Here is a 23,323-nt window from a genome sequence, read left to right on the forward strand (position 1 = left end):
CCTTCATCCCCATGGCCGAATCTCACCTCTTGCGCACACCCGCCGTGGGCGCTTCGTCCATCGCCCGACGCATCGCGTCGGGCGCGGGCGCATACGGCTATGCGCAAGTGGTGAGCATCGGAACGCAACTGGTTTCGCTGCCGCTGTTCCTTTACCACTGGGACATGGCCACCTACGGCTACTGGCTGGCACTGACAGCGCTGCCCTTCTACCTGTCGCTGGCCGACGCGGGCATCTCCACCGCATCCTGCAACCTGATGATCGGCCTGATCGCGCGGGGCGAGAAGGCCAGGGCCGCCGACGTGTTCCAGAGCGCGGTGGCGTTCCTGCTGCTCGTGGCGCTGCTGGTTCTGGCCACGGTGGCGCTTGCGCTGTGGTGGCTGCCCGCGACGACCCTGCAGGCCCCGCAATGGAAGGCGGTGCTCATGCTGCTCTCGGTCACGGTGGTGCTCACCCTGTTCTGCAGCCTGTCCGAAGTCATCTACAAGGCCACGGGCGGCTATGCGGCTGGCACCTACCTGGTCACCACCGGCCGCCTGGTCGACACCCTGGGCGGGCTGACCGGTCTCGTGCTCACGCAAAGCTTCATCGGGGTCGCCACGGCCATGCTGCTGGCGCGCCTGGGCTACACAGCGCTGTGCATCAGGCTGAGCCAGCGGCGCACCGACTTTCTGCGCTGGGGTGTGCGGCGCGCCAACCGGCACGACATACGGCAGGCCGCGGCACCCGGCGCGCTGTTCTTCTCGCTCACGCTGACCAACGCCCTGAGCCTGCAGGGCTTCACCTTGCTGGTGACGGCCACGCTGGGCCCGGCCGCCACCGCCGTGTTCAACACCTACCGCACCCTCTCCAGGATCGTGGTGCAGATCGCCAACGCCCTGAGCAATCCGCTCTGGCCGGAGCTCACCGCGCTCAAGGGCCACCAGGGAGACGGCCCCTTCTGGGCGCTGTACCGCCGGGCCAACCGCCTGGGCCTGCTTATCGCTGCAGCGGGTGCGCTGCTGGTGTACCTGGTGGCTCCCTGGCTGCTGGAGGTCTGGACCCATGGGCAGATCCCTTTCGTCGCCGCGAGCATGGCGTTGTTCCTGCTCTATGCCGCGGTGTGTTCGGCCACGCAGGTGCCGCGCGTGGTGCTCATGTCCATCAACCGCCACGCCGGTCTGGCCTGGCAGAGCCTCCTGGCCGCCGTGGCCTCGCTCGTGGTGGCGTGGCTGATCTGGCCCGCCACCGGCATGACGGGCATGGTGGCCGCCATGGTGCTTGGCGAGGCACTGGTCTGGCTCACCGCCACGCGCGCGGTGCGCCACCTGCACTCAGCAAGGGCAGCGGCATGATCGTCGACCTCAACCACACCTCGCCACCCGATGTCGCGCACGACGTCGTGATCGTCGGTGGCGGCACAGTGGCCCTGTTGCTGGCGGTTCTGCTGGAGCGCCAGGGCCAGCGCGTGCTGGTGCTGGAAAGCGGTGGAGGTGGTTTTGAAACACCGGCCCAGGAACTCAACGACGCCACCGTCATCGGCCGGGCCCACACCGGCATCGCGGTGGCCCGCGGGCGCGCCCTGGGCGGCACCTCCAACCTCTGGGGGGGCCAGCTCACGGGTTTCGTGCCCTCCGACTTCGAGGCGCGCGCGGGCGTGTCCGACACCCCGTGGCCCATCACCTACGCGGATCTGCTGCCGTGGTACGAGGCCGTGGCACGGGAACTGGGCCTGGCCGACGTCCTCGACGAACACACCCCCCAGGCGCGCAAACTCTTTGGCAATGCCTACCCCGAGATTCCCGGGTGCACGCTGTTTCTCACGCGCTGGCTCAAGGAGCCCGCCATGGCGCGGCATTTTGGCGAACGCCTGCGCAACGCGTCCGGCCTCACCGTTCTGCTGCATGCGCACGCCACAGGGCTGGAACTGGCGCCAGGTGAGGGCCGTGTCACCTCGGTGCGGGTGGCGCGGGCCGATGGCACGGCCACTGCCCTGCGTGGCCAGCGCTTCGTGCTGGCCAACGGCACCATTGAAATCGCCCGCCTCCTGCTGGCCTGCGCGGCCGAACAGCCAGGCGCGCCCTGGGCGGACAACCGGTGGGTGGGCGCCGGCTTCCAGGACCACCTCGAAATGCGCGGCGGCCGGGTGCACCTCCTGGACAAGCCGCGTTTCCTGCGCACGTTCCAGAACATCGTGCTGGCCGGCCACAAGTACCAGCCCAAGCTGCGGCTGAATCCGGACGCGATCGATGCGGGCGGCGGTGCGGCGCTGCAGGTCACGGGCTACTTCGCGTTCGAGTCCAGCGTGGCCGAACACCTGCAGCACCTCAAGGTGCTGGCCCGGTCTCTGCTGCGCGGCGGTGTGCCGCGGCAAAGCCTGGGCGAGATGCTGCGCCACGCCCGGGGCATGGGCCGCGCCTGGATCCCGATGATCGTCCATTACCTGCGGCACCACCGCATCTACAACCCGGCCGACCGCGGCGTGTGGCTGGTCCTGCACGCCGAACAACTGCCGCGCAACGACAGCCGCATCACGCTCGATGCCCAGCGCAGGGACCGCTTCGGCATGCCGCTGGCCGCGCTGGACTGGCGCATCGGCGGCCAGGCCGAGGTGCGCGCCATGGCCGCCTTTGTGCGCCGGGTCGGTGACAGCCTGCAGGCCGCCGGACTCGCCCGGGTGGACATCGACGCGCTGCTCGCCGCCGAAGACGCCCGCGCGCTGGACCGCGCCACCGACACCTACCACCAGTGCGGGGGCGCGCGCATGGGACACCACCCGCGCGACGGCGTGGTCGACAGCGACCTGCGCGTCTTCGGCACGACCAACCTGTACGTGGCGGGTGCCGCGGTGTTCCGCACCTCGAGCTACGCCAACCCCACTTTCACCGCCATGGCGCTGACGGCCCGGCTGGCCGACCGCCTGCAAGCCATACCGGCCACCGCATGAAGATGGACAGCCACACCGACTTCATCTCCCGGCGACTGGGCTTTGGCTGCGGCCGCCTCAAGGGGGGCCACGAAAAGGCCAATGCCCTGCGGCTGGTGCATGCCGCGCTCGACATGGGCATCCGGCACTTCGACACCGCACCGCCCTATGGGCTGGGCATGTCCGAGGCCGTGCTGGGCGAAGCCTTGCGCGGCCGTGTGGAGGCGGTCACGGTGTACACCAAGGCGGGGTTGGGCCGACCGGCGTCGCCGGGTCTGCTGCGCACGGCCCGGGCCGTGGTCAGGCCGGTGGCCAACCGCATTCCAGGGCTGCGCCAGGCCGTCCTCAAGGGCATGGCGCAACGCGCGGCACCCGGCAATTTCAACCCCGACTTCATCGCGCGGTCGTTCGATGCCAGCCTGCGCGCGCTGCAACGTGAGCGGGTCGACGGTCTGCTGCTGCACGAGGCACGGGCCCACGATGTCCTGGCCCCGCTCGAACCCATGCTCGCACGCTGTGTCGCCGAAGGCCGGCTGGGCGCCTATGGCAGCTCCACCGGCGAAGGGCCGGACCGGCTGCCCCGCTTCGGCACGGTCCTGCAGTACCGCTGCCCCGGCCCGGAGGCCGCCGACACGCGCCCCGCGCCCGGCGACGTGCTGCACGGTGCCGTGCGGTTCATCGCGCCGGCCATCCCGCAGGCCATCGCGCGGGACCGCCAGCTCGAGGAAGAACTCGCCAGCCTCCTGCCGGGCGGCATGAACCCGGCGGCTGCCAGCGGCGCACTCGCGCTGGCCTACGCGCTGGCGCGCTGGCCCAACCGCCTGCTGTTTTCGACCAACCAGCCCGATCGCCTCGTCCACACGTTGCAGCAGACCCTGCACGCGACGGGTGCACCGGGGTGGCGACCGGCCATGCAATCCCTCCATGCGGCCTTTGCCGGCGCGGGTGTCCCATGCATGCCCTGAGCACACAGTTGTCGCGCTGGCTGCTGGGCGCGTCGATCTACCTGACGGGGTGGTACTACGAGGGACCGGCCCTGCAGGTCGCGCAGATGGGCGCCATCAGCCTGCTGCTGCTGGCGGGGTTCTTCGCTGTGCTGTCCGGCCACACGCTGCGCGTGCGGCCCAGTCTGGTCGAGTGGGTGTTCGCCTTCGCCTTCCTGTTCGCCATGCTGGTGGCCTGGGTCACCAACAACTGGCTCTCCACCCTGTATGGCGCCATGCTGCTGCTGGTGCTCGCAAGCGTGGCCCTCCTGGTGCGCCAGAGCGGTGCGGCCCGCCTCGCCACCGTGTTTCGCTGGGCCTACGTCGCACTCATCGCCACGCTGCTGGTGCTGGAGCCTGCCGCCCTGTTCGCGTCGCTGGGCGGCAGCGTGGAATACGGTCTGGGCCTGGTGCGCTACCAGCCGCTGGGCATGCACCCCAATCTGAGCGGCCTGGTGTACGGCGGAGGCGCCCTGCTGTTCTTCCAGCGCTGCCTGGCCGCAGACACAACCGCGCGCAAGCTGTTCGCGCTCGCGATGGCGGGGCTGTGCCTGTCGGTCCTGCTGGCGGCTTCGGCCCGCGCGGGCCTGTTCGCGCTGGCCTTCACCGGGCTGACCGGCGTCGGCCTGATCGCCTTGCGCGGTTCGCGCCGCGCGCGCCTGTTTCTCTTGCTGGTGGCGCTCGCGGGTGTGGTGGCCATTCTCGTCAACTGGACGGACATCAAGGCGTATCTGTCGCTGATCCTGGACATCGATTCGCCCACCCGCGGGCTGGAATCGGGCGCGACGGGGCGCACCGACATCTGGCGCGAGGGCGTCGAACTGGTGTTCTCCGACGGCGCGCTGCTGCTGACGGGCCGGGGCATCCGGTCGGCCCTGCCCGAGGTCATCGGGTTTCCGGTCGAGAGCTCCTACATCAACCTCGCGCTCGAACATGGGCTGTTCTTCGGAACGCTGATCCTGCTGGCGTTCGTCGTTACCGCCTGGCGCGCGCTGCGGCAGGGTCTCGAGCCCGGCCAGCCCCGTTACCAGCTCTTCATGGCGGGCCTGATGCTGGTGTTCATCCTGGCCCAGTCCATCTTCAACCGCTACCTCATTGGCGTGGGCAATCCCTATTCGCTCTGGGCCATGGCGCTGGTGCTTCAGCTCAACCTGCCAGCGCTCTCCCGGCGCGTGCCTGCCGGGGTCTATCGAACGGTTCTCAGCAGGCGGCCCCTGGCCTCTTTTTCGGCCCCCAAGGATCGGAGCTTCACATGACACGCAGACACACGGACACCACCCTGATGCTGTTCCTGGCCACGGCATTCATCACGCTGTCGCATCTGGACGCCTTCGTTCCCGATCCGCGCATCGCCACCGGCGGCGCCATTGGCAACGCTTTCTTTTTCTTCCTGTCGGGCTTCGGGCTGACCATGAGCCTGAACGCCCCCGCCGACGGCACCAGGCCGTCGCTGCTGAACTACCTCCGCAAGCGGTTCCTGCGCCTGTATCCCGCCGCGTGGATCGTCGCCTGTGCCCTGCTCGCGACGTCGATGATCGACATCACGGGCGTCGCCGACCTGGCGAAGATCTTCGTCTGGCCCACCCCCTTCTGGTTCATCTCCGCGGTGGTGGTGTTCTATGTGCCGGTGTATTTCCTGGCGCGGCTGGCGCCGCGGTACCTGGTCATGGCCATGGCCGCCCTGCTGGTTCCCTACGCGATCTTCTACAGCCAGCTCGATCTTTCGGAGTTCGTGGTCGAAGGCGACGACTACTTCAAGTGGATCAACTACTTCGGCATCACCCTCATGGGCTGCCTGGTGGCCCGTCTGAACCGGCCACCGGCGTTCAGCCTGCTGGCGGTCGCAGCGCTGGGTGCCTCGCTGCTGCTGTTCCTCGCGACCAAGCTGACGGTGTTCCGGTACGACCTGGGCCACCTGCAGTTCCTGATGCATGTGTGGCTCTATCCCATCGTTTATTTCAGCTTCCGGATCTTCGCCTCCGAGACCGTGCTCAGGCCCCTGCGGGCCACACCCCTCTTTCCCGCCATCGCCCTGCTGGCCGGCCTGACGCTGGAGATCTACCTGTGCCTGACAGGGTGGCTGTACTGGCTGGAGGACCAGAACTACCCCTTCGATTACGCCGTCCTGCTGCTGCTGGCACTGGTCCCCCTGCTCGTGTTCGCGCTGGCGACGCAATGGCTGTCCCGCCGGCTGACGGCGGGTGCGTCGCGCCTGCTCGACCCGCACGGGAATGTTTCACGACAACAAGGCCGTCTGACATGACATTCGTTTTCTGGCATTCCTATCTGATGTTTCACCAGGCCGCGTACATCCGCGCCCTGGCGGCGGTGCCGGGCAACACCGTGCACTGGTGCGTCTCGCAGGCCCTGCCCGCGCACTACCGCGAGCGCGGCTACCCGGTCCCCGAGACCGGCCACGTCCAGGTGCACATCGCGCCCACGCCGCAGCAGATCGCCGGTCTGGCCACGCTGCCCGGTTCGGTGCAGGTGTTTTTCGGCCTGCGCGGCTTTCCCCTGCCACTGGCCGGTTTCCGCGCGAGCCGGGGCGCCGCGGTGCACCGCTTCCTGATGACGGAGAACCGGTACGAACCCGGCGCACGCCTGCTGCCGCGCTGGCTGGCCTACACCGCCGATGCGCTGCGCTACCGGCGCCACCTCAGCGGGGTGTTCTGCATCGGGCACGGGGGCCGCCACGGCGGTGCGCGCTTCTTCGCCGCCTGCGGCTACCCGCGCGAGCGCATCGCGCCCTTCGTGCACGTGGTGGAGCGCTCGGCGGTGCCGCCCACCGCCGCCGCGGCGCGCGACCACTGCGAGATCCTCTACGTGGGCCAGCTGATCCCGCGCAAGCGCGTCGACCTGCTGCTGCAGGCATTCAGCGCGCTCGAGGCGCCCGCCCGGCTGCGCCTCATCGGACAGGGCCCCGAGGAGCGGCAGTTGCGCGAACAGGCGGCGCAACTGGACATTGCGGATCGCGTCAGTTTCGAGCCAGGCATGCGCAACGCCGACGCCGTGGCCGCCATGGCGGGTGCCGACGTGCTCGTGCTGCCCAGCCGCTTCGACGGCTGGGGCGCGGTGGTCAACGAGGCGCTGCAGGTGGGGACCCCGGTGATCTGCAGCAGCCGCTGCGGCGCGAGCGACCTGATCGACAACGGCCGCAACGGCTATGTGTTCGAAGCGGGCGACGCGCGCGCCCTGCTCGAACGCCTGCAATGCATCTGTGACGGCTTGCGCGCAGAGCGCGCCGAGCTGGCGGCCAGCGAGAGCGCCCGCCTGGACGGCGCCGCGGTGGCCGCGCGCTTCCAGCGGCAGGTCGGCCAGTGGCTGGCACCACGGACATCGCCGGGTGTGCCTGCGGTGCAATGGGACTGATGGGGCGACAGGCCATGAACGTCGGCATCCTGACCTTCCACTTCAGCGACAACTACGGTGCCGCGCTGCAGGCCTATGCCTTGCGCCGCTGGCTGCTCGAACAAGGCCACCACGCCAGCTTCATCGACTACCGGCCCGCGCACATCGAACACGGCGGGCGGCTCTGCCTGCCGACCTCGCCCGCCCGGTTCAAGGCCAACCTGAAGGTGGTGTACCTGGCGCTGTCGGCGTTCTGGAACGAACACTTCGGCAACCGCGGCCAGAAGGAGAAGTTCGCGCGCTTTCGCGAGCACTTCCTGGGCCTGCCGGGCACGCCCGCCCCCCCGGACAACCGCGCCTCGCTGGCAGCGGCCGGCTCCTTCGACCTGATCGTCGCGGGCAGCGACCAGATCTGGAGCCCTTCGCAGCATTTCGGCTTCGACCCGAACTACTTCCTGGCGTTCGCGTGCGCCTTTCGCGCGCGCAAGATCTCGTACGCGGCAAGCTTCGGCCGCGACCGCGTCGGCGACGAGCAGGCCGATCAGCTGCCCGTGCTGCTGCGCCACTTCGACGCCATTTCGGTGCGCGAATCCTCGGGTGTGGCGCTGGTCGAGCAGGCCACCGGGCAACCCGCGGCCAACGTGCCCGACCCGACCCTGCTGCACAGCGACTACCCCGAGTTCACCCGCGAGGCCAACGGCGCCGCCAGCGAGCCGTATGTCTTCTGCTATGGCCTGCGCTCGCCTGACAACATCCGCGAGACCACCGGGCTGGTGGCACGCGCCCTTGACTGCCGTGTCCTCTCGCCGCACAACCCGCACCGGCGCTGGGCCGAGATCGGCGAGACGGTGTACCCCGGCCCGAGCGAGTGGGTCGTGCTGTTGAAGAATGCGCGCTTCGTCGTCACCAATTCGTTCCACGGCACGGTGTTCGCGCTGCTGATGCGCAAGCCGTTCATCGTGGCCGGCCTGACCGGCGACAAGGCGCCCGCCAATGCGCGCGCCCTCAACCTGCTGCGCGCGGTCGGCCTGGAGAGCCGCTTCTCGCCGGCGTTCTCGGCGCGCGACACCGAGGCCCTGATGAACAGCGACATCCCCTGGAGCGCGGTGGAACAGCGGCTGGTGGCGCTGCGGCAGAACGGCCAGGGCTTCCTGAGCGCACAACTGAAAGCGGTGGCCGCATGAGCGACTCTTTCAGCGACTTCGCCGCGCTGCGCTACCGCAGCGGCATCAGCGCGCCGGCCCGGCTGCGCCGCTTCGTGTGGGAAGTGGTCTGGCTGCTGGCCTTCCGCCCCACGCCGCGGTGGGCCCTGCATGGCTGGCGGCGCTGGCTGCTGCGCCGCTTCGGCGCGCAGGTGGGCGAGGGCTGCCGCATCGCACCTTCGTGCCGCGTCTGGGCGCCGTGGAACCTGGTCATGGGTGCGTATTCAGCGCTGGGGGACGGCGTGGACTGCTACAGCATGGACCGCATCCGCATCGGCTCGAAGGTCGCGGTGAGCCAGCGGTCCTTCCTGTGCACGGGGTCGCACGACGTCCGCTCGCTGTCGCGCCCGCTGACCACCGGGCCGATCACGATCGAGGACCACGTCTGGATCGCCGCGGAGAGCATGGTGCATCCGCATGTGACGGTCCACGAGGGCGCCGTCATCGGCGCACGCTCGGTGGTGCTCCAGGACATGCCGGCCTGGTCGGTCTGCGCCGGCCACCCGTGCCAAAAGATCAGGGACCGTGTGGTCCAGGAGGCGAGCCATGCTTGACAAGGTTCGCAAGGTGGCCGGGATCTTCAGCGAGGCGCTGCGCGACGCCACGCTGTTCCTGCGCTTCAACGCCTATTCCCCCTTCGTGCAGTCATCCAAGCGGGCCTTCTACAGGATCCTCATCGAGGCCCACACGATCGAGAAGGGCCTGTCGCTGCCGCAGACGCGGCCGCTGTTTGGCAAGGACAAGGTTCGCTTTGTGATGCATGCGCTCTCGCGCTATGACATCGCGCACTCGGTGCTGCCGGCGCACATGTCGCTCGGCGCCCTCGATGCCTACCTGAAATTCCACACCACGGCCGGCACCGTCGATCCCCTGCTCGACGAGATCGCCGCCTTCCTGCGCACCTGGGAAGCGAAGGTGCCGCGGCCGTGGAAGGGTGGCACGCGCGACTACAGCTTCGACGACCAGCCCGCCAGCGACCTGCAGCAGCTCATTGCCAGCCGCTCCAGCATCCGGACGCTGCGCGCCGAGCCGCTGCCGCCCGAGCGCATCCACGAGGTGATCGCGCAGGCTCAGCTGGCGCCCTCGCAGTGCAACCGCCAGGCCACCCGCGTGCACGCCTACCAGGACCCGGCGCAGATCCAGGAACTGCTGGCGCTGCAGGGCGGCTCGCGCGGTTTCGCCCACCACGTGGGCAACCTGTTTGTGGTGAGTTCGGAGATCTGCGCCTGGGGCGGCCCCGGCCAGCGCAACCAGGCCTACGTGGATGGCGCGCTGTTTGCCATGTGCCTGATGTTCGCATGCCGCTCCATGGGCTGGGGTGCCTGCCCGCTGAACCTGGCGATCGACCACCGCACCGAAGCGGCGATCCGCCGCGTTGGTGGCATCCCGGCCGGCGAGCGGCTGATTCTGATGATCGCCTTCGGCGAACCCATCGCCGCCCACACCCGCGTCGCCTTCTCGCCCAGAAGGCCGGTGGCCGAGATCGCCACCCTGCACGCCTGAGGACCCCCACATGCGCATCACCGCGATCATCCTGACCCACAACGAGTCCCTGCACATCGCGCGGGCGATCCGCTCGATTCAGCCCTTTGTCGACCAGATCTGCGTGGTCGATTCGGGCTCCACCGACGGCACCACCGACATCGCCGCGCAACTCGGCGCGGAGATCCACACCCACCCCTTCGTCAACCAGGCCCGCCAGTTCCAGTGGGCCCTGGACACCCTACCCATTCGTGGCGACTGGATCCTGCGGCTGGACGCCGACGAGCTCATCGAGCCCGACCTCGCGCACGAAATCGCCACACGCCTGCCGACGCTGCCGGCCGATGTGGTGGGCGTGAACCTCAAGCGCAAGCACATCTTCATGGACCGCTGGGTGCGGCATGGCGGGCGCTATCCGCTGGTGATGCTGCGCCTGTGGCGACACGGGCATGGCCGCATCGAGGACCGCTGGATGGACGAGCACGCGGTGGTCTGGGGCGGGCGCACGGTGGTTTTCGAGGGCGGCTTTGCCGACCACAACCTCAAGGACCTGGGCTATTTCGTGCAGAAGCACAACCAGTACGCCACGCGCGAAGCCATCGAGGTGCTGAACCAGCGCCTGGGCCTGTTCTCGCGCCGCGAGGCCCTGACCGCGCGCAACACGTCCTGGCGGGTCGCGGCCAAGCGCTGGGCCAAGGAACGCGTCTACAACCGCATCCCGTTCACGCTCAGTGCCGCGTCGTACTTTGCATGGCGCTACCTCTTCCAGCTCGGCTTTCTCGATGGCCGCAGCGGCCTCGTCTACCACTTCCTGCAGGGGTACTGGTACCGCTTCCTGGTGGGTGCCCGGGTGATGGAGCTCGAACGCGCCGTGGCCCACCTGAGCGACAAGTCCGCCATCTGCGCCGAACTGAGCCGCCTCACCGGACACAAGCTGGTGGCGCAGAGCGCGCCCGCCACGGACCTGGACGTGCGCGACGAGCAACTGGCCCCGCGGCATTGAAGGGAGGACACGGCATGCACGCGCTTTCCCGTTCCACCTGGCACCTGGGCTTGCTGGCCGCCCTGTGCCTGACCGGCCAGGCCCGGGGCCAGACCGACGGCGCGCTGATCTGCGAGGACGCCACGCCGCCGCCGGGCGCCCGCCAGGTGGACGCAACGCAACCCTTGTTCCGCGACTGCCCGCGCATCGGCGACGTGGACTTCACCGGCAAGGCCGACGCGCGCAAGTACTACAGCGGTGTCTCCTTTGCCCCGCTCAAGGGGTCCGGCCTCTACGAGCCCGCCGCCGACGGCGTGCGGATCAAACGCGGAGGCTTGCTGGCCACCGCGAAGCCCACCGCGCATCCGGGCCAGTTTCCCCTGCTCAGGGGCGACCGGCCGTTCTACATCGAGGCCCAGGTCGCGCTCTCGTCCAACCACCGCGACCACTTTCCCGCCGTGTGGCTCATGCCGATCGAGCACAACCCGCGCATGGAAGACGTCTACCCGCCCGACCCGAAGGGGTTCGAGCGCTGGTTCGAGCTCGACATCGACGAAGGCGGCTTCGGCCCGGGCGGGCACCACACGGCCATCTCCTGGACCGGCATCTACCCCAACTACAAGAAGATCCAGAACCCCAACCCGACCTCGAAGGAGCCGCTGGACCGCACGCGGCCCAATGTCTTCGGGGTGTCCTACTCGCCCGACACGCTGACCGTGCGCTGGTGGCTCAATGGCCGCCAGGTGCTGGAGGCCGCGCACCCCTACGTGCCCGAGATCGCGCGACGGCAGAACTTCTACCTGATCGTGTCCGCACAAAGCCACAAAAACGTCAGCGACTACCAGATGACGTTCATGGGCGTGCGCGCCTTCGCGGGGGATGTCCCACCGCCTTCCCGCGGCGCGGCGCCCCTCAACCGCCCAACACCAACAGGAGGTCTCCCATGAAGCTGCTCTTCTATGGCATCAACTTCGCCCCGGAACTCACCGGGATCGGCAAATACACCGGCGAGATGGCGCGCTGGCTGGCCAATGCGGGACACGAGGTTCGCGTCATCACCGCCCCGCCTTACTACCCGGCGTGGCAGGTCAGCGAAGGCTACAGCGCCCGCCAGTACCGCACCGAATCCTGGCGGGGCGTTCGGGTACGGCGAACACCTTTGTGGGTACCGCACCAGCCGGGCGGACTCAAGCGGGTTCTGCATCTGGCGAGTTTCGCGCTCGGCAGCCTGCCGGTGCTGTGGGCCCAATGGCGCTGGAGGCCCGACATGGTGTGGGTGGTGGAACCCGCCCTGATGTGCGCGCCAGCGGCGGTGGCGTTTGCCTCGCTGCGCGGTGCCCGCAGCGGGCTGCATATCCAGGACTACGAAGTGGACGCGGCGTTCGATCTGGGCCTGATCAAGGGCAACACGCTGCGCCGCTGGGTACAGGCGGGCGAGCGCTGGCTGATGCGCCGCTTTGACTGCGTGACCACCATCTCCGGCCGCATGGTGGATCGCGCCCGGAGCAAGGGCGTGCCGGCTGCGCGGGTGGTCCACTTTCCCAACTGGGTCGACATCAAGCGCGTCACGCCATTGACCGGACCCAGCGTCTACCGGGCCGAGCTGGGCCTTGCGCCCGACACCGTGGTCGCCCTGTACTCCGGCAACATGGGCAACAAGCAGGGGCTGGAGACGCTCGTGGAAGTGGCCCGCCTGCTGCAGGACGATCCGCGCATCCTGCTCGTGCTGGCTGGTGACGGCACAGGGCGGGCCAATCTGGAGGCGCTCAGCGCCGGATTGCCCAACGTGCGCATGATGGATCTGCAGCCGCCGGAGCGACTGAACGACTGGCTGGGCCTGGCCGATGTGCACTTGTTGCCCCAGCGGGCAGATGCGGCGGATCTCGTGATGCCCTCCAAGCTCACCGGCATGCTGGCCAGCGGCCGAGCCGTGGTGGTGGCCACGCCACCTGAAACCGAGCTGTACCGCGTGGTGGCGCAAGACGCCGCATGCGGCGTGGTGGTCCCACCCGAGAACCCCGCCGCCATGGCCGAGGCGCTGCGCGCACTGGCAGCCGATCCCGCGCGCCGCGCCGATCTGGGCGCCAACGGTCGCCGCTACGCCGAAGCCGAATTGAGCCAGGACGCGATCCTGCGCCGGTTCGAGACGCAGTTGCAGTCGTTGGTGCAGGGAGCGCCCACGTGAACCCAGCGGCACTCCATCGCTTCGCCTGGGTGGCCGTGCTGCTCGCGGCAGCCTATGCGCTGGCGCTGTGGGAACCCGTGCGCGACGGGTACCGCGACGTGGACAAACTGGCCCACGGGCTGGTGTTCGCCGGGGTGTACGCGGCGCTGGCCTGGGCCTTGCGATGGCGTCCTTCGGCCCTGGTGGCCCTCGCATGGGCCCTGGGCGCGGCAGTGGAAGTGCACCAGCTTTTTCTGCCGGGTTATTCCGCCAGTTTGAACGACTGGCTGGCCGACGCGCTGGGCATCGGCCTGGCCTGCGGCGCTCATCTGGCGTGGCGGGACTGGTACGTGCCCCGCAAGACACGAACACCGGACATCCGGTTGCCGCTGCTGGCGCTCACACCGCCGGACATGGCACATCAGGCACCGGAGGACCCGTTCTTTTCCCCTCTTCAGAAAGGAAAGGCGCCCTGCGCCAGGAGGTACTCATCATGAACACGCCACATTGGGCCCTTTGGGGCATCGGGACGTTGGCACTGGCCATGACCCTGCCACTGCAGGCGCAGCCGGCCACCAGCGCCGTGGCCACACCTGCTTCGGCGGACGCACGCAGTCTCACCTCACCCCTGGATTCGCCGTCCGCGGTGGACTCCAACTACCACATCTCGCCCAACGACCTGATGGAGTTCGACGTGTTCGGCGTGCCCGACATGAAGCGCGACCTGCGCGTGAACGCTTCGGGCGAGGTGTCCCTGCCGCTGATCGGCCAGGTTCGGGTGGCGGGGTTCACCACGCAAGGCGCGGCGCAACACATTGCCGCGCGATACGAGGAAAAGTACCTGCAGGACCCGCAGGTGTCGCTGTTCATCAAGGAGTTCACGACACGGCGCGTCGCCATCGAAGGCGCGGTGCTGCGGCCCGGTGTCTACCCAATGGCGGGCGATCTCACGCTGCTGCGCGCCCTGGCCCTGTCGGGAGGGTTTGCGCCGTACGCCGACATCAACCAGATCGTCGTCTACCGCAACGGGTCTGGTGGCGAGCGCGAACAGTTCACCTACGACCTGGACAAGGTGCGCGCGGGCAAGGAAGTGGACCCCAGCATCCGGTCGGACGACGTGATCGTGGTCCAGCGAAACGCCCGACGCACTGCGCTGAGGGATTCGCTATTCAGCGACATCCTGAGCACGCTCAACCCATTCAAGTGAGGGAGGTGCCCCACCATGGCTTCCACGGACCGACATCCCTTTCCAGCCCTGCCCGGCCAACGGGGCCCATTGGCCTTGCGCGGCGAGGCCGCCCTGTCCGAGCCGGTGCTGGTCACCGGCGAACGGGGAGCGCTGGCGGAGGACCGCATCGACATCAAGGCGCTCTGGAGCGCCGTCGCGCGGCACAAGGGCACCATCCTGGGCACCGCCGCCCTGTGCACGCTCGCGGCCGCCGTGTACACCCTGCAACTCACACCGCAGTACCGCAGCGCGGCGCTGCTGCAGATCGACCGCGCGGCACAGAAGGTGGTGGGCTTCAACGCCGAGGTCGAGGTGGACGAAGGCCCCCTGGCCGATCAACTCCAGTTGCGCACGCAGATCGAGCTGATCAGGAGCCGAAGCCTGGCCGAACGGGTGATCGATGAGATGGGCTTGCACCAGCCGGCCCCGCCCGCCACCGCGTCCGCGCAGACCGAGGATCGCCCTCCCGCGTGGACGAGCGGCATCGAACCGGTGGACACGGCCATCGCCTATGTCAGCGCAGCATGGGACGGGCTGCGCGCGCGGGTGTTCCCGCCCGCCCAACCCGGCACGCCCAGCCGCGCGGCCACGGTGGCGCAATTCCAGCAGGCACTCAGTGTCGAGCCCATCCGCAACTCGCGCCTGGTGCAGATCGAGGTGCTCAACGCCGACCCGGAACTCGCCGCCGGCATTGCCAACTCCATGGCCAAGGCCTTCATTGCCACCAACATCGAGCGCAAGCTGCACTCGTCGATCTACGCGCGCCAGTACCTGGAAGAGCAGATCCGCGAGACCAAGGCCAAGCTGGAAGAGAGCGAGCGTGTCATCAACAGATACGCCAAGAAGAACGAGATCCTGAACCTGGGCGACCGGGGCAGCGCGGCCACGCAGACCTTCGTGGACTTCTCCGCCGCGCTGACCAAGGCCGAGCAGGACCGCATCCGGGCGGAGACGCTGTACAACCAGGTGAGGCTCGACCCCGAGAGCGCACCCCAGGCCGTGGTCAACGAGGCCATCCGCGCCTACAAGGAGCAGCGCGCCCGCCTCGAAGCCGAATACGCCAAGAATCGCTCCGTCTTCAAGCCCGACTACCCCGCCATGGTGGCCGCACGCGCCCAGATCGCCGAGCTGGACGCGCGCATCAAGACCGAGGTGAACAACATCCTGGCCAGCATCCGGGGCCAGTACCTCGCGACCAGGAAGGCGGAAGACCTGCTCAGGAACAAGGTGGCGGGCAGCCGCAACGAGGTGCTCAGCGTGCAGGACCGCAGCGTGGACATGAACCTGCTCACCCGCGAACTGGATACCAACCGGCAGGTGTACGACAGCCTGCTGCAGCGCCTCAAGGAAGTGAACGTCATGGCCGGCATCACCGCCAACAACGTGAGCATCGTCGACGAGGCTTCGGCGCCGCTGTTTCCGGCCAGCCCCAACATCAAGCTCAACCTCGGGCTGGGCGTGGTGCTGGGTCTGTTCCTGGGCATGCTGGCGGCCTTGCTGCGCGAGCAGCTGGACGATTCGGTGAAGAGCGCCAGCGAAATCGAAAGCCGGTACCGCTTGCCCCTGCTGGGCCTGATCCCGTTCACCCGGCCAGACCGGGGCCACAAGGAGTCCGTGGCCCTGCTGGCCCACCATGAGCCGCGCAGCACCTTCGCCGAGTCCTACCGCTCGATGCGCACCGCGCTGCAGTTCAGCGCGGCCGACGGCGCGCCCGAGCGCTTCATGGTGACGAGCTGCGGCAAGAGCGAAGGCAAGAGCACCACGGCGCTCGCGCTGGCGATCAATTTCGCCCAGCTGGGTCAAAAGGTCCTGCTGATCGACGCTGACATGCGAAAGGGTGGCTTGCACAAGATGCTCAACCTGCCCAATGAGCGGGGCCTCTCCAGCCTGCTGGGTTCGGACGCTTTCAACGAAGGACTGATCCGCCACACTGCGGTGAGCAATCTGGCCGTGATCACGGCCGGCCCGGTGCCTCCCGACCCGGTGGAACTGCTGATGGGTCCGCGGCTGGGTATGCTGCTGGACAAGGTGCGCGCCCTGGGCTACCACCAGATCGTGATCGACGGTCCACCCCTGCTGGGGATCGCGGATGCGATCGTGCTGGGCAACCAGATCCAGAACATCGTGCTGGCCGTCAAGGCCGGCTCCACGCGCAAGGACAGCGTCAAGGACGCACTGCGCCGCCTGCGCAACGCCGGCCTGGCGCCGATGGGCATCGTGCTCACGCACGCACGCAACGAGCACGCCGGCGACTACGCGTACGCGACCTACTACGGCCATGGCTACGGCGACGGGCGCGCGCCGCGTTCGGCGAGCCCGATGCCGGGGACCCCATCGCACCACCCCGTCCAGCTGCCGGTGAGCGCACGCATCGAGCCCACGCTCGACCCATACGCGTCGTAACATGAACGCAGCCCGCCGCGTTGCGCCCACCTGCCGGCCCCAAGCCCCCGACCGGGGCAGCCTGCTGGCCGCGCTGCGGGACTTCGAGCGCTCACCAGGGCGCTACCGGGTCGTGCTGCGCGAGCCCCGCCCGCTGTTCGAGCAGGTGGGCAGCGTCATGCAGCTGGCCAGCGGGCGTGCCGTGAAGGGCCTGCCGGTTTCGCCCGCCAGCGCGGCGGAGCTGCGCCGCGCTGCACGCTTCTTCGTGCGCACGGTGATGCTGCGCCCAGGCGCGGACCCGCTGACGCTGCTGGGCCTCAAGCCAGGCTTCGAACCCGCACAACGGCGCGAGCATTACCGGTTGATGATCCGTCTGACCCATCCGGACTTTGGCGTCGAAGGCGGCGACTGGCCCGCGGACGCGGCCACGCGGATCAACATGGCCAACGACTGGCTTTCGTCGCCGGCGCAAGGCTCGGGGCACACCGCCGCGCTGCCCACCCCGGCGGCCACCGCGGGCGCGCCGTTGCGCCGTCGGCCAGTGCCCTCGGGGGCGCCATGGCCGCGGGGTGGCGAGCGCACGGGCCACTGGCCGCCCCGCGCCCGGCTGGCGCTGGCCGCCATGGGCGCCGTGCTGATGGCGGGCGCGTTGCTGCTGGCCAGCACCGCGGGCCAGCAGGCGTCCCTGACGGTGCAGCGTGTGGTGCCGACGCCGCAGGTCGCGTCACCGGACGGCCGACCCGGCGCGCCCGGGCCGGCGCCGGGCACGCCCGCACGGGAGGCGGTGCCGCCGTGATCGACCTGCATTGCCACATCCTGCCGGGCATCGACGACGGGGCCAAAACGCTGGACGAGTCGCTGCAGATGGCGCGCATCGCCGTGGCCGATGGCATCCACACGCTGGCTTGCACACCGCACATCTACCCCGGCATGTACATAAACGACGGCCCGGGCATCGCGCGGGCCCGCGCCCGCCTGCAGGCCGAACTGGACGCGCATGGCATTGCCCTGCGGCTGGTGGTGGGGGCGGACGTGCACCTGGTGCCTGGCCTGGCCGAAGGCCTCGGGAGCGGGCGGGTGCCGACCTTGCACGGCTCGCGCTACTTTCTGCTGGAGCCCTCGCACACCACACCGCCGCCACGGCTGGAAGCGTCGGTGCTCCACCTGATCCACGCAGGCTACACGCCCATCATCACGCACCCGGAGCGGTTGAGCTGGGTGGAGAGCCACTACCCGGTGTTCCAGCGGCTGATCGCGCAAGGTGCCTGGATGCAGGTGACCGCGGGGGCGCTGACGGGCGTCTTCGGCAGGCGCGCCCGGTACTGGGGCGAGCGCTTCATCGGAGAGGGGCATACCCATCTGCTCGCCACCGACGCGCATTCCACCGGCCGGCGCCTGCCACGGCTGAGCGATGGGCTGAAGGTGGTGCGTCGCCTGGTGGGCGACGGGGAGGCCCGGCGTCTGGTGGTGGATCGGCCGGCGGCGGTGCTGCAGAACCGGCCCCCACAGGATGCCGGACCGGCGCTGCGGCAAGCAAGCTCACCGTCGGTGCCGGGCCCGTGATTCCCGGCGGGGCGCGCGCCTCACGGACGCGCGGTCTGCCGCACGCCGCTCACCTCGGCCACAACACCCACATCTGCAGCGGCTGCTTGAGCGCCGCGGCGGTGATGTAGGCCTCGTCCGCCCAGCCGCCCCAGCCGGTGAACAGGTCGGCGCGCACCGCGCCCACGATGGCGCCACCGGTGTCCTGCGCCATCACCAGCCGCTGCGCGTTCAGCGTGGCGCCCTGCGTGGCCAGCCAGACCGGCGTGCCATACGGGATGCTTTGCGGGTCGACCGCGATCGAGCGCCCCGGCGTGAGCGGCACACCCTGGGCGCCGCGCGGGCCGAAGCGCGCGTCGAGTTCGGACAGCGCCTCCTCGCGAAAGAACACGGTGCGCGGATTGCTCCACAACATTTCATTGAGGCGCTGCGGGTTCTGCGCCGCCCAGGCCTTGATCGCGGCCCATGAGGCCTCGGTGATCGCACGCTGGTCGAGCAACCAGCGCCCCACGCTCTGGTAGGGCTGGCCGTTGTGCGCCGCATACGCCACGCGCACCTGCCGCGCAACGCCATCGGCCTCCACGATATTGAGCCGGCCCGAGCCCTGAATCTGCAGGATCAGCGCGTCGATCGGGTCGGCCAGCCAGGCCACGGCGCGGCCCTGCAGCGCCGCCTGGGCCGCGGGCAGGGTGTCGATCTCCTGGCGGGTGTACCAGGCCTGCCCCGGGCGCAGGCCCGCCGGCGGCGCGTACAGCGGCACGCGGTAGGTCGCCGTGGGCACGCGGCTGGCGGCCATGATCGGCTCGTAGTAGCCCGTGAGCAGGCCGGCGGGCAGGCTGCCGTCGGTCTCGCTCACGCGGTAGGGCAGGAAGCGGCGCTCCACCCAGGTCCGCTGCTCGTTCGGCGTGCCGATGGAGAGCCGGCGCACCTCGGCGCACAGCGCGGCGTGGCCGGGCACCGGTTTTTCGCAGCCGCGCACCCAGGCGTTCCACGCCTCGTGCAGGCCGTCCTGGCCCCAGCCGGGCAGCTCGCTCCAGCGCACGGGTGTCCAGCGGCTCTTGCCACGCTGCAGCGGCGCGGGCAGCACCGAGTCGTCGGGGGCGGTCACAACAGGCGGTGGCGCTTCGGGTACCGGCGCCGGGGGCGGTGAAACGCGCACGGAGGCGCAGGACACCAGGCTTCCTACAATCAGGGCACCCGCCAGGCAGCGCCACGCCGCCCGGCCCCATCCCCGTCCATCCACCGCGAAAGCCGCTGTTCGTTCCATGACCCTGTTGTTGCTCGAAGCGCTCGGTGCGCTGGTGTTGCTGGTGTTCATCGTGTGGTGGACCATGTTTTCCGGTCGCAAGAAGGGCGAGTTGCCGGACGAGGTGCAGCGCGAGAAAGAGCGCGACGGGTCCGCGCCCCCGAAGCGCGATTGAGGCGCTCGCCCGTCATTGCGGGCGCAGCACATTGGCCAGTTCGACGGCCGACTTCACGCCCATCTTGTCGAACACGCGCGAGCGGTGCACTTCCACCGTGCGCACGCTGATGTGCAGCTGATCGGCCACCAGCTTGTTGGGCAGGCCGGCGATCACGAGGTCCATGACGTCGCGCTCGCGATCGGTCAGGCTGTCCAGCCGTTGCTGCAGTTCGCGCTGCGCGCGCTGCTGCGCAAGCACCTGCGCGGAGCGGTTCAGCGCCTGTTCGACGCGGTCGACCAGCGCGTTGTCCGAAAACGGCTTCTCGCAGAAGTCGAAGGCGCCGCGCTTGACGGCGTCCACCGCCGTGGGCACATCGGCATGGCCGGAGAGAAAGATCACCGGCACCGCGGCCTGCCAGGGCAGGGCGAGCAGGCGCTCGAACAGCGACAGCCCGCTCATGCCGGGCATGCGCACGTCCAGCAGCACGCAGCACGGCGCCGAGGGCATCTCGGCCCAGACCGCCGCGCCGCCTTCAAAAGCCTCGGCGCTGTCGTAGCCCTCGCTCAGCAGGCGCCGCGTGCGCAACAGCCAGGCGAGCGCCTCGCGCACGCCCGCGTCGTCGTCGACCAGGTAGATCTTGGCGTCCGGGTGCTGCGTCATGCGCGGATGATAAGGTGCCCCCCCGCCGCGCTGCGCGCGTCCCCCCCAGGGGGGCACCCCCTGGGACCGGCGCAGCCGGATCCTCGGGTGCCCTGGATGAGGCGCTGCGCGCCGGAGAGACGGTAGCGAGGGTTGGTCATGCCGCGCCGGGCAGCGTGAACCGGAACACCGTGCCGCGCGGCTGTGCCGGTTCGTGCGTGAGTGCGCCGCCGTGCTGCTCGATCACGGTGCGGCACAGGCTCAGGCCCAGGCCCATGCCTTCAGCCCGGGTGGTGAAAAACGGCGTGAACAGCTTGTCCGCGACATCCGGACTCAGTCCCGTGCCGTGGTCGGTGACGGAGAAGGACACCCAGGTCTTCTGCGCCTGCCCCCCCGGCCCCTGCCCCGAATGAAGGCGCAGCGGGCCCACTTCCAGCCGCAGCAGGCGCAAGCCCGAGTGGGTGGTCGGTTCGCCCGGCGGCATGGCCTGCACGCCATTGCGCGCCAGGTTGAGCAGCACCTGCTCGACCATGGTGCGGTCGCACAGCACGGCCGGGCAATCGGGTGCGATGTGAATCTGCAGCCGGATGCCCTGCTTCTTGACCTGCAGGCCCAGCAGCGGCTGGATGGCGTCGATCAGGCTCTGGGGCGTGACCACCTCGCGCGCCTGCTCGCGCCGCCGCACGAAGTCGGCCACGCTCTTGATGACGCGCCCCGCGCGGTCGGCCTGTTCGCCGATGCGCCGCATGGCCTGCGCCAGTTCGGCCTGCACCGGCGCAACCGCCGCCTCGGCACCCTGGGGTGGTTCCAGCAGATTGAGGGTGCCACTGGCATAGCTGGCGATCGCGGCCAGTGGCTGGTTGAGCTCGTGGCTCAGCAGCGAAGCCATCTCGCCCACCGTGGCCAGGCGCGCCGTGGCCTGCAGGCGCTCCAGCGAGGCGCGGTTGAGCTCCTCGACACGGCGCTGCTCGGTCAGGTCCAGGATCGCGCTCATGAAGCCGGTCTGCTGCCCCTGCGCGTCGATCAGCGGCGCCTCGATGATGAGCACGGGAAACCGCGTTCCATCGGGGCGCTGGAACACCGACTCGTACCCCTCGCGCGGCAGGATCTGCCCGGCCAGGCGCACCATCTGCCGCTGCTGGTATTCGTCCACCAGCTCGGGGGGCCACCAGGGCGCGGGCAGGCCGCTGCCCACGAGCTGCTCGGCGCTCAGGCCCACCATTTCGCAGAAGGCCGGGTTCACGTAGGTGATGCGGCCCTGCATGTCCCGCGCGCGCAGGCCCGTCACCAAAGAGTCCTCCATCGCCTTGCGAAAGGCCAGCGCCTCGGCCACGTCGAGTTCGGCGCGCTGACGGCGGCGGATGTCGCGCCCGAGCAGCAGCAGCACCGAGAGCAGCGCCAGCGAGAGCGCGCCCACCACGGCGGTGAGCACGTTGGGGAACAGGCCCCGCACCAGCCGCGGGCTCTGCAACTGCAGCAGCAGGGTGTGGCCGGGCAGGTCGAGCACGGCGCGGGCTGTGAGGGTGCGGCGCGATCCGGTCACGGAGCTGTGCAGAGCCAGGCGGGTGCCGTCGGCCTCGTTGAACGCCAGGCCGCGGCCTCGGAGAAGGTCCTTGTTGGTCAGCTCGGCGAGCATGCCCGGCAGGGAATAGGTGGCCACCAGGAAACCTGCCGGCGTCCCCGCGCGCGTCACCGGCAGGCACATCTCCATCATCTCGATGCCCTTGCCGTTGCGCAGGGGCCAGAAATAGCTGCTGGAGTAGGCCGGCCCCGACTGGCGCACCGCGTTGTCGCAGGCCAGGTTCACCTCGGGCAGCGCCTGCGCGCGGTCCAGGTAGCTGAACAGGTCGGGGATGTACAGGCTGTCGCGGTGGGCGAGCAGGCGCCGGCCGGTGTCGCGCCATTCGAGCCGCACCAGCTCGCGGTGCTGGGCCAGCAGGTCGGCCGCGGGAGTGCTCCAGCTGTCCACGGTCGGCGTGACGCTGTAGAGCGTCTGCAGCGTCTGCACGTTGCGCAACAGGTTGCTGCGGATGTCGTTGGAGACGGTGGCCGCGTCCTGCTCCAGCGCCGTCTGGTCGCGCGCCTCCTCGTACTCCGCCGCGAGAAAGACCAGCACCGCCAGCAGCGACACCACCAGCAGGATCAGCGCCGCCCACAGGCGCCAGCGGCGCGAGCGCAGGCGCTGGCGCCAGGGGCTGCGCGGTTGCGGGCGCATTCAGAGTCGGCGGTGCTGCAACGAGGGCAGTTGCTCGCGCACGCTGCGCAGGCGCTCCATGTCGAGATCGGCCAGCACCACGCCCGGACCCGTGGCCTGCAGGGCCATCACCTCGCCCCAGGGGTCGATGACCATGCTGTGGCCCCAGGTGCGGCGTCCGTTCTCGTGCTTGCCGCCCTGCGCGCTGGCAATGACGAAGGCCTGGTTCTCGATCGCGCGCGCGCGCAGCAGCACCTCCCAGTGCGCCTGGCCGGTGGTGTGCGTGAAGGCAGCGGGCACGAGCAGGATGTCGGCCGCGAGCATGCGGTAGAGCTCGCCAAAGCGCAGGTCGTAGCACACGCTCTGGCCCACGCGCCATTCCTCGCCACCACGGTCGCGGCACTCGAACACGGTGGGCGTCTCGCCCGCCACGAGCACGGCGGCTTCGTCGTAATGCTCGCGGCCGTTGTCGTAGCGGAAGAGGTGGATCTTGTCGTAGCGGCTCACACTCTCGCCACGCGGGTTGTAGACCATCGAGGCGTTGGCCGCATGGCTGGGATCGTCGGTGGCCATGGGCAGGGTGCCGCCCACCACCCACAGCTTGAGATCGCGCGCGACGTCGGACAGGAAATCCTGCACCTTGCCCAGCCCGGGGGTCTCGGCCAGCACCAGCTTGTCCTCGTCGCGCGCACCCATGAAGCAGAAATACTCGGGCAGCACGGCCAGTTCGGCGCCGGCACCGGCGGCCAGGCGCAGCAGCCGCAGGGCTTCGCTGAGGTTGGCGTCCAGGCTGATGCCCGAGACCATCTGGATGGCGGCGACTCTCATCTGGACGCCCGAAGACGCGATGGGGGAAAGAGGGGCTTGTT

22 protein-coding genes are annotated in these 23,323 nt (G+C 69.5%); 18 read left to right on the plus strand and 4 right to left on the minus strand.

Annotated features, from left to right (window positions below; all coding sequences use genetic code 11):
• The first annotated feature begins 11 nt into the window (after positions 1 to 11).
• The 17 genes from AB7P10_RS15970 to AB7P10_RS16050 are packed head-to-tail and all read left to right on the plus strand — an operon-like array spanning position 12 to position 18,239.
• Positions 12 to 1,334, plus strand: a complete 1,323-nt coding sequence (locus tag AB7P10_RS15970) for a lipopolysaccharide biosynthesis protein (RefSeq protein ID WP_428294839.1) — start codon at positions 12 to 14, stop codon at positions 1,332 to 1,334.
• Positions 1,331 to 2,926: a GMC oxidoreductase gene (locus AB7P10_RS15975; RefSeq protein WP_428294840.1), complete on the plus strand. Its 1,596-nt coding sequence runs from the start codon at positions 1,331 to 1,333 to the stop codon at positions 2,924 to 2,926. Before AB7P10_RS15970 ends, AB7P10_RS15975 begins: the two co-directional genes overlap by 4 nt.
• Entirely contained in the window at positions 2,923 to 3,870 is a 948-nt protein-coding gene (locus AB7P10_RS15980; RefSeq protein ID WP_428294841.1) for an aldo/keto reductase, read from the plus strand. Before AB7P10_RS15975 ends, AB7P10_RS15980 begins: the two co-directional genes overlap by 4 nt.
• The gene (locus AB7P10_RS15985) at positions 3,858 to 5,144 is read left to right on the plus strand and encodes an O-antigen ligase family protein (RefSeq protein ID WP_428294842.1); all 1,287 of its coding nucleotides are present in this window, start codon (positions 3,858 to 3,860) and stop codon (positions 5,142 to 5,144) included. The genes AB7P10_RS15980 and AB7P10_RS15985 overlap by 13 nt, the downstream gene beginning before the upstream one ends.
• Positions 5,141 to 6,151, plus strand: a complete 1,011-nt coding sequence (locus tag AB7P10_RS15990; protein ID WP_428294843.1) for an acyltransferase family protein — start codon at positions 5,141 to 5,143, stop codon at positions 6,149 to 6,151. Before AB7P10_RS15985 ends, AB7P10_RS15990 begins: the two co-directional genes overlap by 4 nt.
• The gene (locus AB7P10_RS15995) at positions 6,148 to 7,257 is read left to right on the plus strand and encodes a glycosyltransferase (RefSeq protein ID WP_428294844.1); all 1,110 of its coding nucleotides are present in this window, start codon (positions 6,148 to 6,150) and stop codon (positions 7,255 to 7,257) included. Before AB7P10_RS15990 ends, AB7P10_RS15995 begins: the two co-directional genes overlap by 4 nt.
• 14 nt (positions 7,258 to 7,271) lie before the next feature.
• Positions 7,272 to 8,420, plus strand: coding sequence for a polysaccharide pyruvyl transferase family protein (locus tag AB7P10_RS16000; RefSeq protein WP_428294845.1), 1,149 nt, complete (start codon positions 7,272 to 7,274; stop codon positions 8,418 to 8,420).
• Positions 8,417 to 8,992, plus strand: coding sequence for a putative colanic acid biosynthesis acetyltransferase (locus AB7P10_RS16005; protein WP_428294846.1), 576 nt, complete (start codon positions 8,417 to 8,419; stop codon positions 8,990 to 8,992). The genes AB7P10_RS16000 and AB7P10_RS16005 overlap by 4 nt, the downstream gene beginning before the upstream one ends.
• Complete coding sequence (locus AB7P10_RS16010; protein WP_428294847.1) at positions 8,985 to 9,941, plus strand: nitroreductase family protein; 957 nt, start codon at positions 8,985 to 8,987, stop codon at positions 9,939 to 9,941. Before AB7P10_RS16005 ends, AB7P10_RS16010 begins: the two co-directional genes overlap by 8 nt.
• 10 nt (positions 9,942 to 9,951) lie before the next feature.
• Positions 9,952 to 10,923 carry a glycosyltransferase family 2 protein gene (locus AB7P10_RS16015; protein ID WP_428294848.1) on the plus strand — a complete coding sequence of 324 codons (972 nt, stop codon included), beginning with the start codon at positions 9,952 to 9,954 and terminating at the stop codon, positions 10,921 to 10,923.
• A 14-nt stretch (positions 10,924 to 10,937) separates the two neighbouring features.
• A complete protein-coding gene (locus AB7P10_RS16020; RefSeq protein ID WP_428294849.1) occupies positions 10,938 to 11,849 on the plus strand; it encodes a hypothetical protein in 912 nt (303 codons plus the stop codon).
• Positions 11,846 to 13,087 (plus strand): glycosyltransferase WbuB, encoded by a 1,242-nt coding sequence (locus AB7P10_RS16025; protein WP_428294850.1) that lies wholly within the window; start codon positions 11,846 to 11,848, stop codon positions 13,085 to 13,087. The genes AB7P10_RS16020 and AB7P10_RS16025 overlap by 4 nt, the downstream gene beginning before the upstream one ends.
• Positions 13,084 to 13,563 carry a VanZ family protein gene (locus tag AB7P10_RS16030; protein WP_428294851.1) on the plus strand — a complete coding sequence of 160 codons (480 nt, stop codon included), beginning with the start codon at positions 13,084 to 13,086 and terminating at the stop codon, positions 13,561 to 13,563. Before AB7P10_RS16025 ends, AB7P10_RS16030 begins: the two co-directional genes overlap by 4 nt.
• Positions 13,560 to 14,273, plus strand: coding sequence for a polysaccharide biosynthesis/export family protein (locus tag AB7P10_RS16035; RefSeq protein ID WP_428294852.1), 714 nt, complete (start codon positions 13,560 to 13,562; stop codon positions 14,271 to 14,273). Before AB7P10_RS16030 ends, AB7P10_RS16035 begins: the two co-directional genes overlap by 4 nt.
• A gap of 15 nt (positions 14,274 to 14,288) precedes the next feature.
• Complete coding sequence (locus AB7P10_RS16040) at positions 14,289 to 16,697, plus strand: GumC family protein (protein ID WP_428294853.1); 2,409 nt, start codon at positions 14,289 to 14,291, stop codon at positions 16,695 to 16,697.
• 1 nt (position 16,698) lies between these two features.
• Complete coding sequence (locus tag AB7P10_RS16045) at positions 16,699 to 17,472, plus strand: hypothetical protein (protein ID WP_428294854.1); 774 nt, start codon at positions 16,699 to 16,701, stop codon at positions 17,470 to 17,472.
• On the plus strand, positions 17,469 to 18,239 hold the full coding sequence (locus tag AB7P10_RS16050) for a tyrosine-protein phosphatase (RefSeq protein WP_428294855.1): 771 nt from the start codon (positions 17,469 to 17,471) through the stop codon (positions 18,237 to 18,239). Before AB7P10_RS16045 ends, AB7P10_RS16050 begins: the two co-directional genes overlap by 4 nt.
• Before the next feature lie 49 nt (positions 18,240 to 18,288).
• On the opposite strand, the gene mltA is transcribed toward AB7P10_RS16050, so the two are convergent.
• Positions 18,289 to 19,551: a murein transglycosylase A gene (mltA, locus tag AB7P10_RS16055; protein WP_428294856.1), complete on the minus strand. Its 1,263-nt coding sequence runs from the start codon at positions 19,549 to 19,551 to the stop codon at positions 18,289 to 18,291.
• Here mltA and AB7P10_RS16060 point away from each other — a divergent pair.
• Positions 19,484 to 19,639, plus strand: coding sequence for a hypothetical protein (locus AB7P10_RS16060; protein WP_297650594.1), 156 nt, complete (start codon positions 19,484 to 19,486; stop codon positions 19,637 to 19,639). The genes mltA and AB7P10_RS16060 overlap by 68 nt on opposite strands.
• 12 nt (positions 19,640 to 19,651) lie before the next feature.
• On the opposite strand, the gene AB7P10_RS16065 is transcribed toward AB7P10_RS16060, so the two are convergent.
• From AB7P10_RS16065 to AB7P10_RS16075, 3 genes are all read right to left on the minus strand, one after another.
• A complete protein-coding gene (locus AB7P10_RS16065; RefSeq protein ID WP_428294857.1) occupies positions 19,652 to 20,281 on the minus strand; it encodes a response regulator transcription factor in 630 nt (209 codons plus the stop codon).
• A 136-nt stretch (positions 20,282 to 20,417) separates the two neighbouring features.
• On the minus strand, positions 20,418 to 22,475 hold the full coding sequence (locus AB7P10_RS16070; protein WP_428294858.1) for a two-component system sensor histidine kinase NtrB: 2,058 nt from the start codon (positions 22,473 to 22,475) through the stop codon (positions 20,418 to 20,420).
• Complete coding sequence (locus AB7P10_RS16075; protein ID WP_428294859.1) at positions 22,476 to 23,282, minus strand: carbon-nitrogen hydrolase family protein; 807 nt, start codon at positions 23,280 to 23,282, stop codon at positions 22,476 to 22,478.
• Positions 23,283 to 23,323 lie beyond the last annotated feature (41 nt).

Source organism: Hydrogenophaga sp., assembly GCF_050182545.1.
Classification (GTDB): Bacteria; Pseudomonadota; Gammaproteobacteria; order Burkholderiales; family Burkholderiaceae_C; genus Hydrogenophaga.

What these genes read in the sequence shown, in the direction of transcription:
- AB7P10_RS15970 (WP_428294839.1), top strand. Translation starts at nt 12, where the DNA reads ATGGCCGAATCTCACCTCTTGCGCACACCCGCCGTGGGCGCTTCGTCC.
- AB7P10_RS16000 (WP_428294845.1), top strand. Translation starts at nt 7,272, where the DNA reads ATGAACGTCGGCATCCTGACCTTCCACTTCAGCGACAACTACGGTGCC.
- AB7P10_RS15995 (WP_428294844.1), top strand. Translation starts at nt 6,148, where the DNA reads ATGACATTCGTTTTCTGGCATTCCTATCTGATGTTTCACCAGGCCGCG.
- AB7P10_RS15990 (WP_428294843.1), top strand. Translation starts at nt 5,141, where the DNA reads ATGACACGCAGACACACGGACACCACCCTGATGCTGTTCCTGGCCACG.
- AB7P10_RS16005 (WP_428294846.1), top strand. Translation starts at nt 8,417, where the DNA reads ATGAGCGACTCTTTCAGCGACTTCGCCGCGCTGCGCTACCGCAGCGGC.
- AB7P10_RS16075 (WP_428294859.1), bottom strand. Translation starts at nt 23,282, where the DNA reads ATGAGAGTCGCCGCCATCCAGATGGTCTCGGGCATCAGCCTGGACGCC.
- AB7P10_RS16010 (WP_428294847.1), top strand. Translation starts at nt 8,985, where the DNA reads ATGCTTGACAAGGTTCGCAAGGTGGCCGGGATCTTCAGCGAGGCGCTG.
- AB7P10_RS15980 (WP_428294841.1), top strand. Translation starts at nt 2,923, where the DNA reads ATGAAGATGGACAGCCACACCGACTTCATCTCCCGGCGACTGGGCTTT.
- AB7P10_RS15985 (WP_428294842.1), top strand. Translation starts at nt 3,858, where the DNA reads ATGCATGCCCTGAGCACACAGTTGTCGCGCTGGCTGCTGGGCGCGTCG.
- AB7P10_RS16045 (WP_428294854.1), top strand. Translation starts at nt 16,699, where the DNA reads ATGAACGCAGCCCGCCGCGTTGCGCCCACCTGCCGGCCCCAAGCCCCC.
- AB7P10_RS16035 (WP_428294852.1), top strand. Translation starts at nt 13,560, where the DNA reads ATGAACACGCCACATTGGGCCCTTTGGGGCATCGGGACGTTGGCACTG.
- AB7P10_RS16070 (WP_428294858.1), bottom strand. Translation starts at nt 22,475, where the DNA reads ATGCGCCCGCAACCGCGCAGCCCCTGGCGCCAGCGCCTGCGCTCGCGC.
- AB7P10_RS16065 (WP_428294857.1), bottom strand. Translation starts at nt 20,281, where the DNA reads ATGACGCAGCACCCGGACGCCAAGATCTACCTGGTCGACGACGACGCG.
- AB7P10_RS15975 (WP_428294840.1), top strand. Translation starts at nt 1,331, where the DNA reads ATGATCGTCGACCTCAACCACACCTCGCCACCCGATGTCGCGCACGAC.
- AB7P10_RS16020 (WP_428294849.1), top strand. Translation starts at nt 10,938, where the DNA reads ATGCACGCGCTTTCCCGTTCCACCTGGCACCTGGGCTTGCTGGCCGCC.
- AB7P10_RS16025 (WP_428294850.1), top strand. Translation starts at nt 11,846, where the DNA reads ATGAAGCTGCTCTTCTATGGCATCAACTTCGCCCCGGAACTCACCGGG.
- AB7P10_RS16060 (WP_297650594.1), top strand. Translation starts at nt 19,484, where the DNA reads ATGACCCTGTTGTTGCTCGAAGCGCTCGGTGCGCTGGTGTTGCTGGTG.
- mltA (WP_428294856.1), bottom strand. Translation starts at nt 19,551, where the DNA reads ATGGTCCACCACACGATGAACACCAGCAACACCAGCGCACCGAGCGCT.
- AB7P10_RS16040 (WP_428294853.1), top strand. Translation starts at nt 14,289, where the DNA reads ATGGCTTCCACGGACCGACATCCCTTTCCAGCCCTGCCCGGCCAACGG.
- AB7P10_RS16015 (WP_428294848.1), top strand. Translation starts at nt 9,952, where the DNA reads ATGCGCATCACCGCGATCATCCTGACCCACAACGAGTCCCTGCACATC.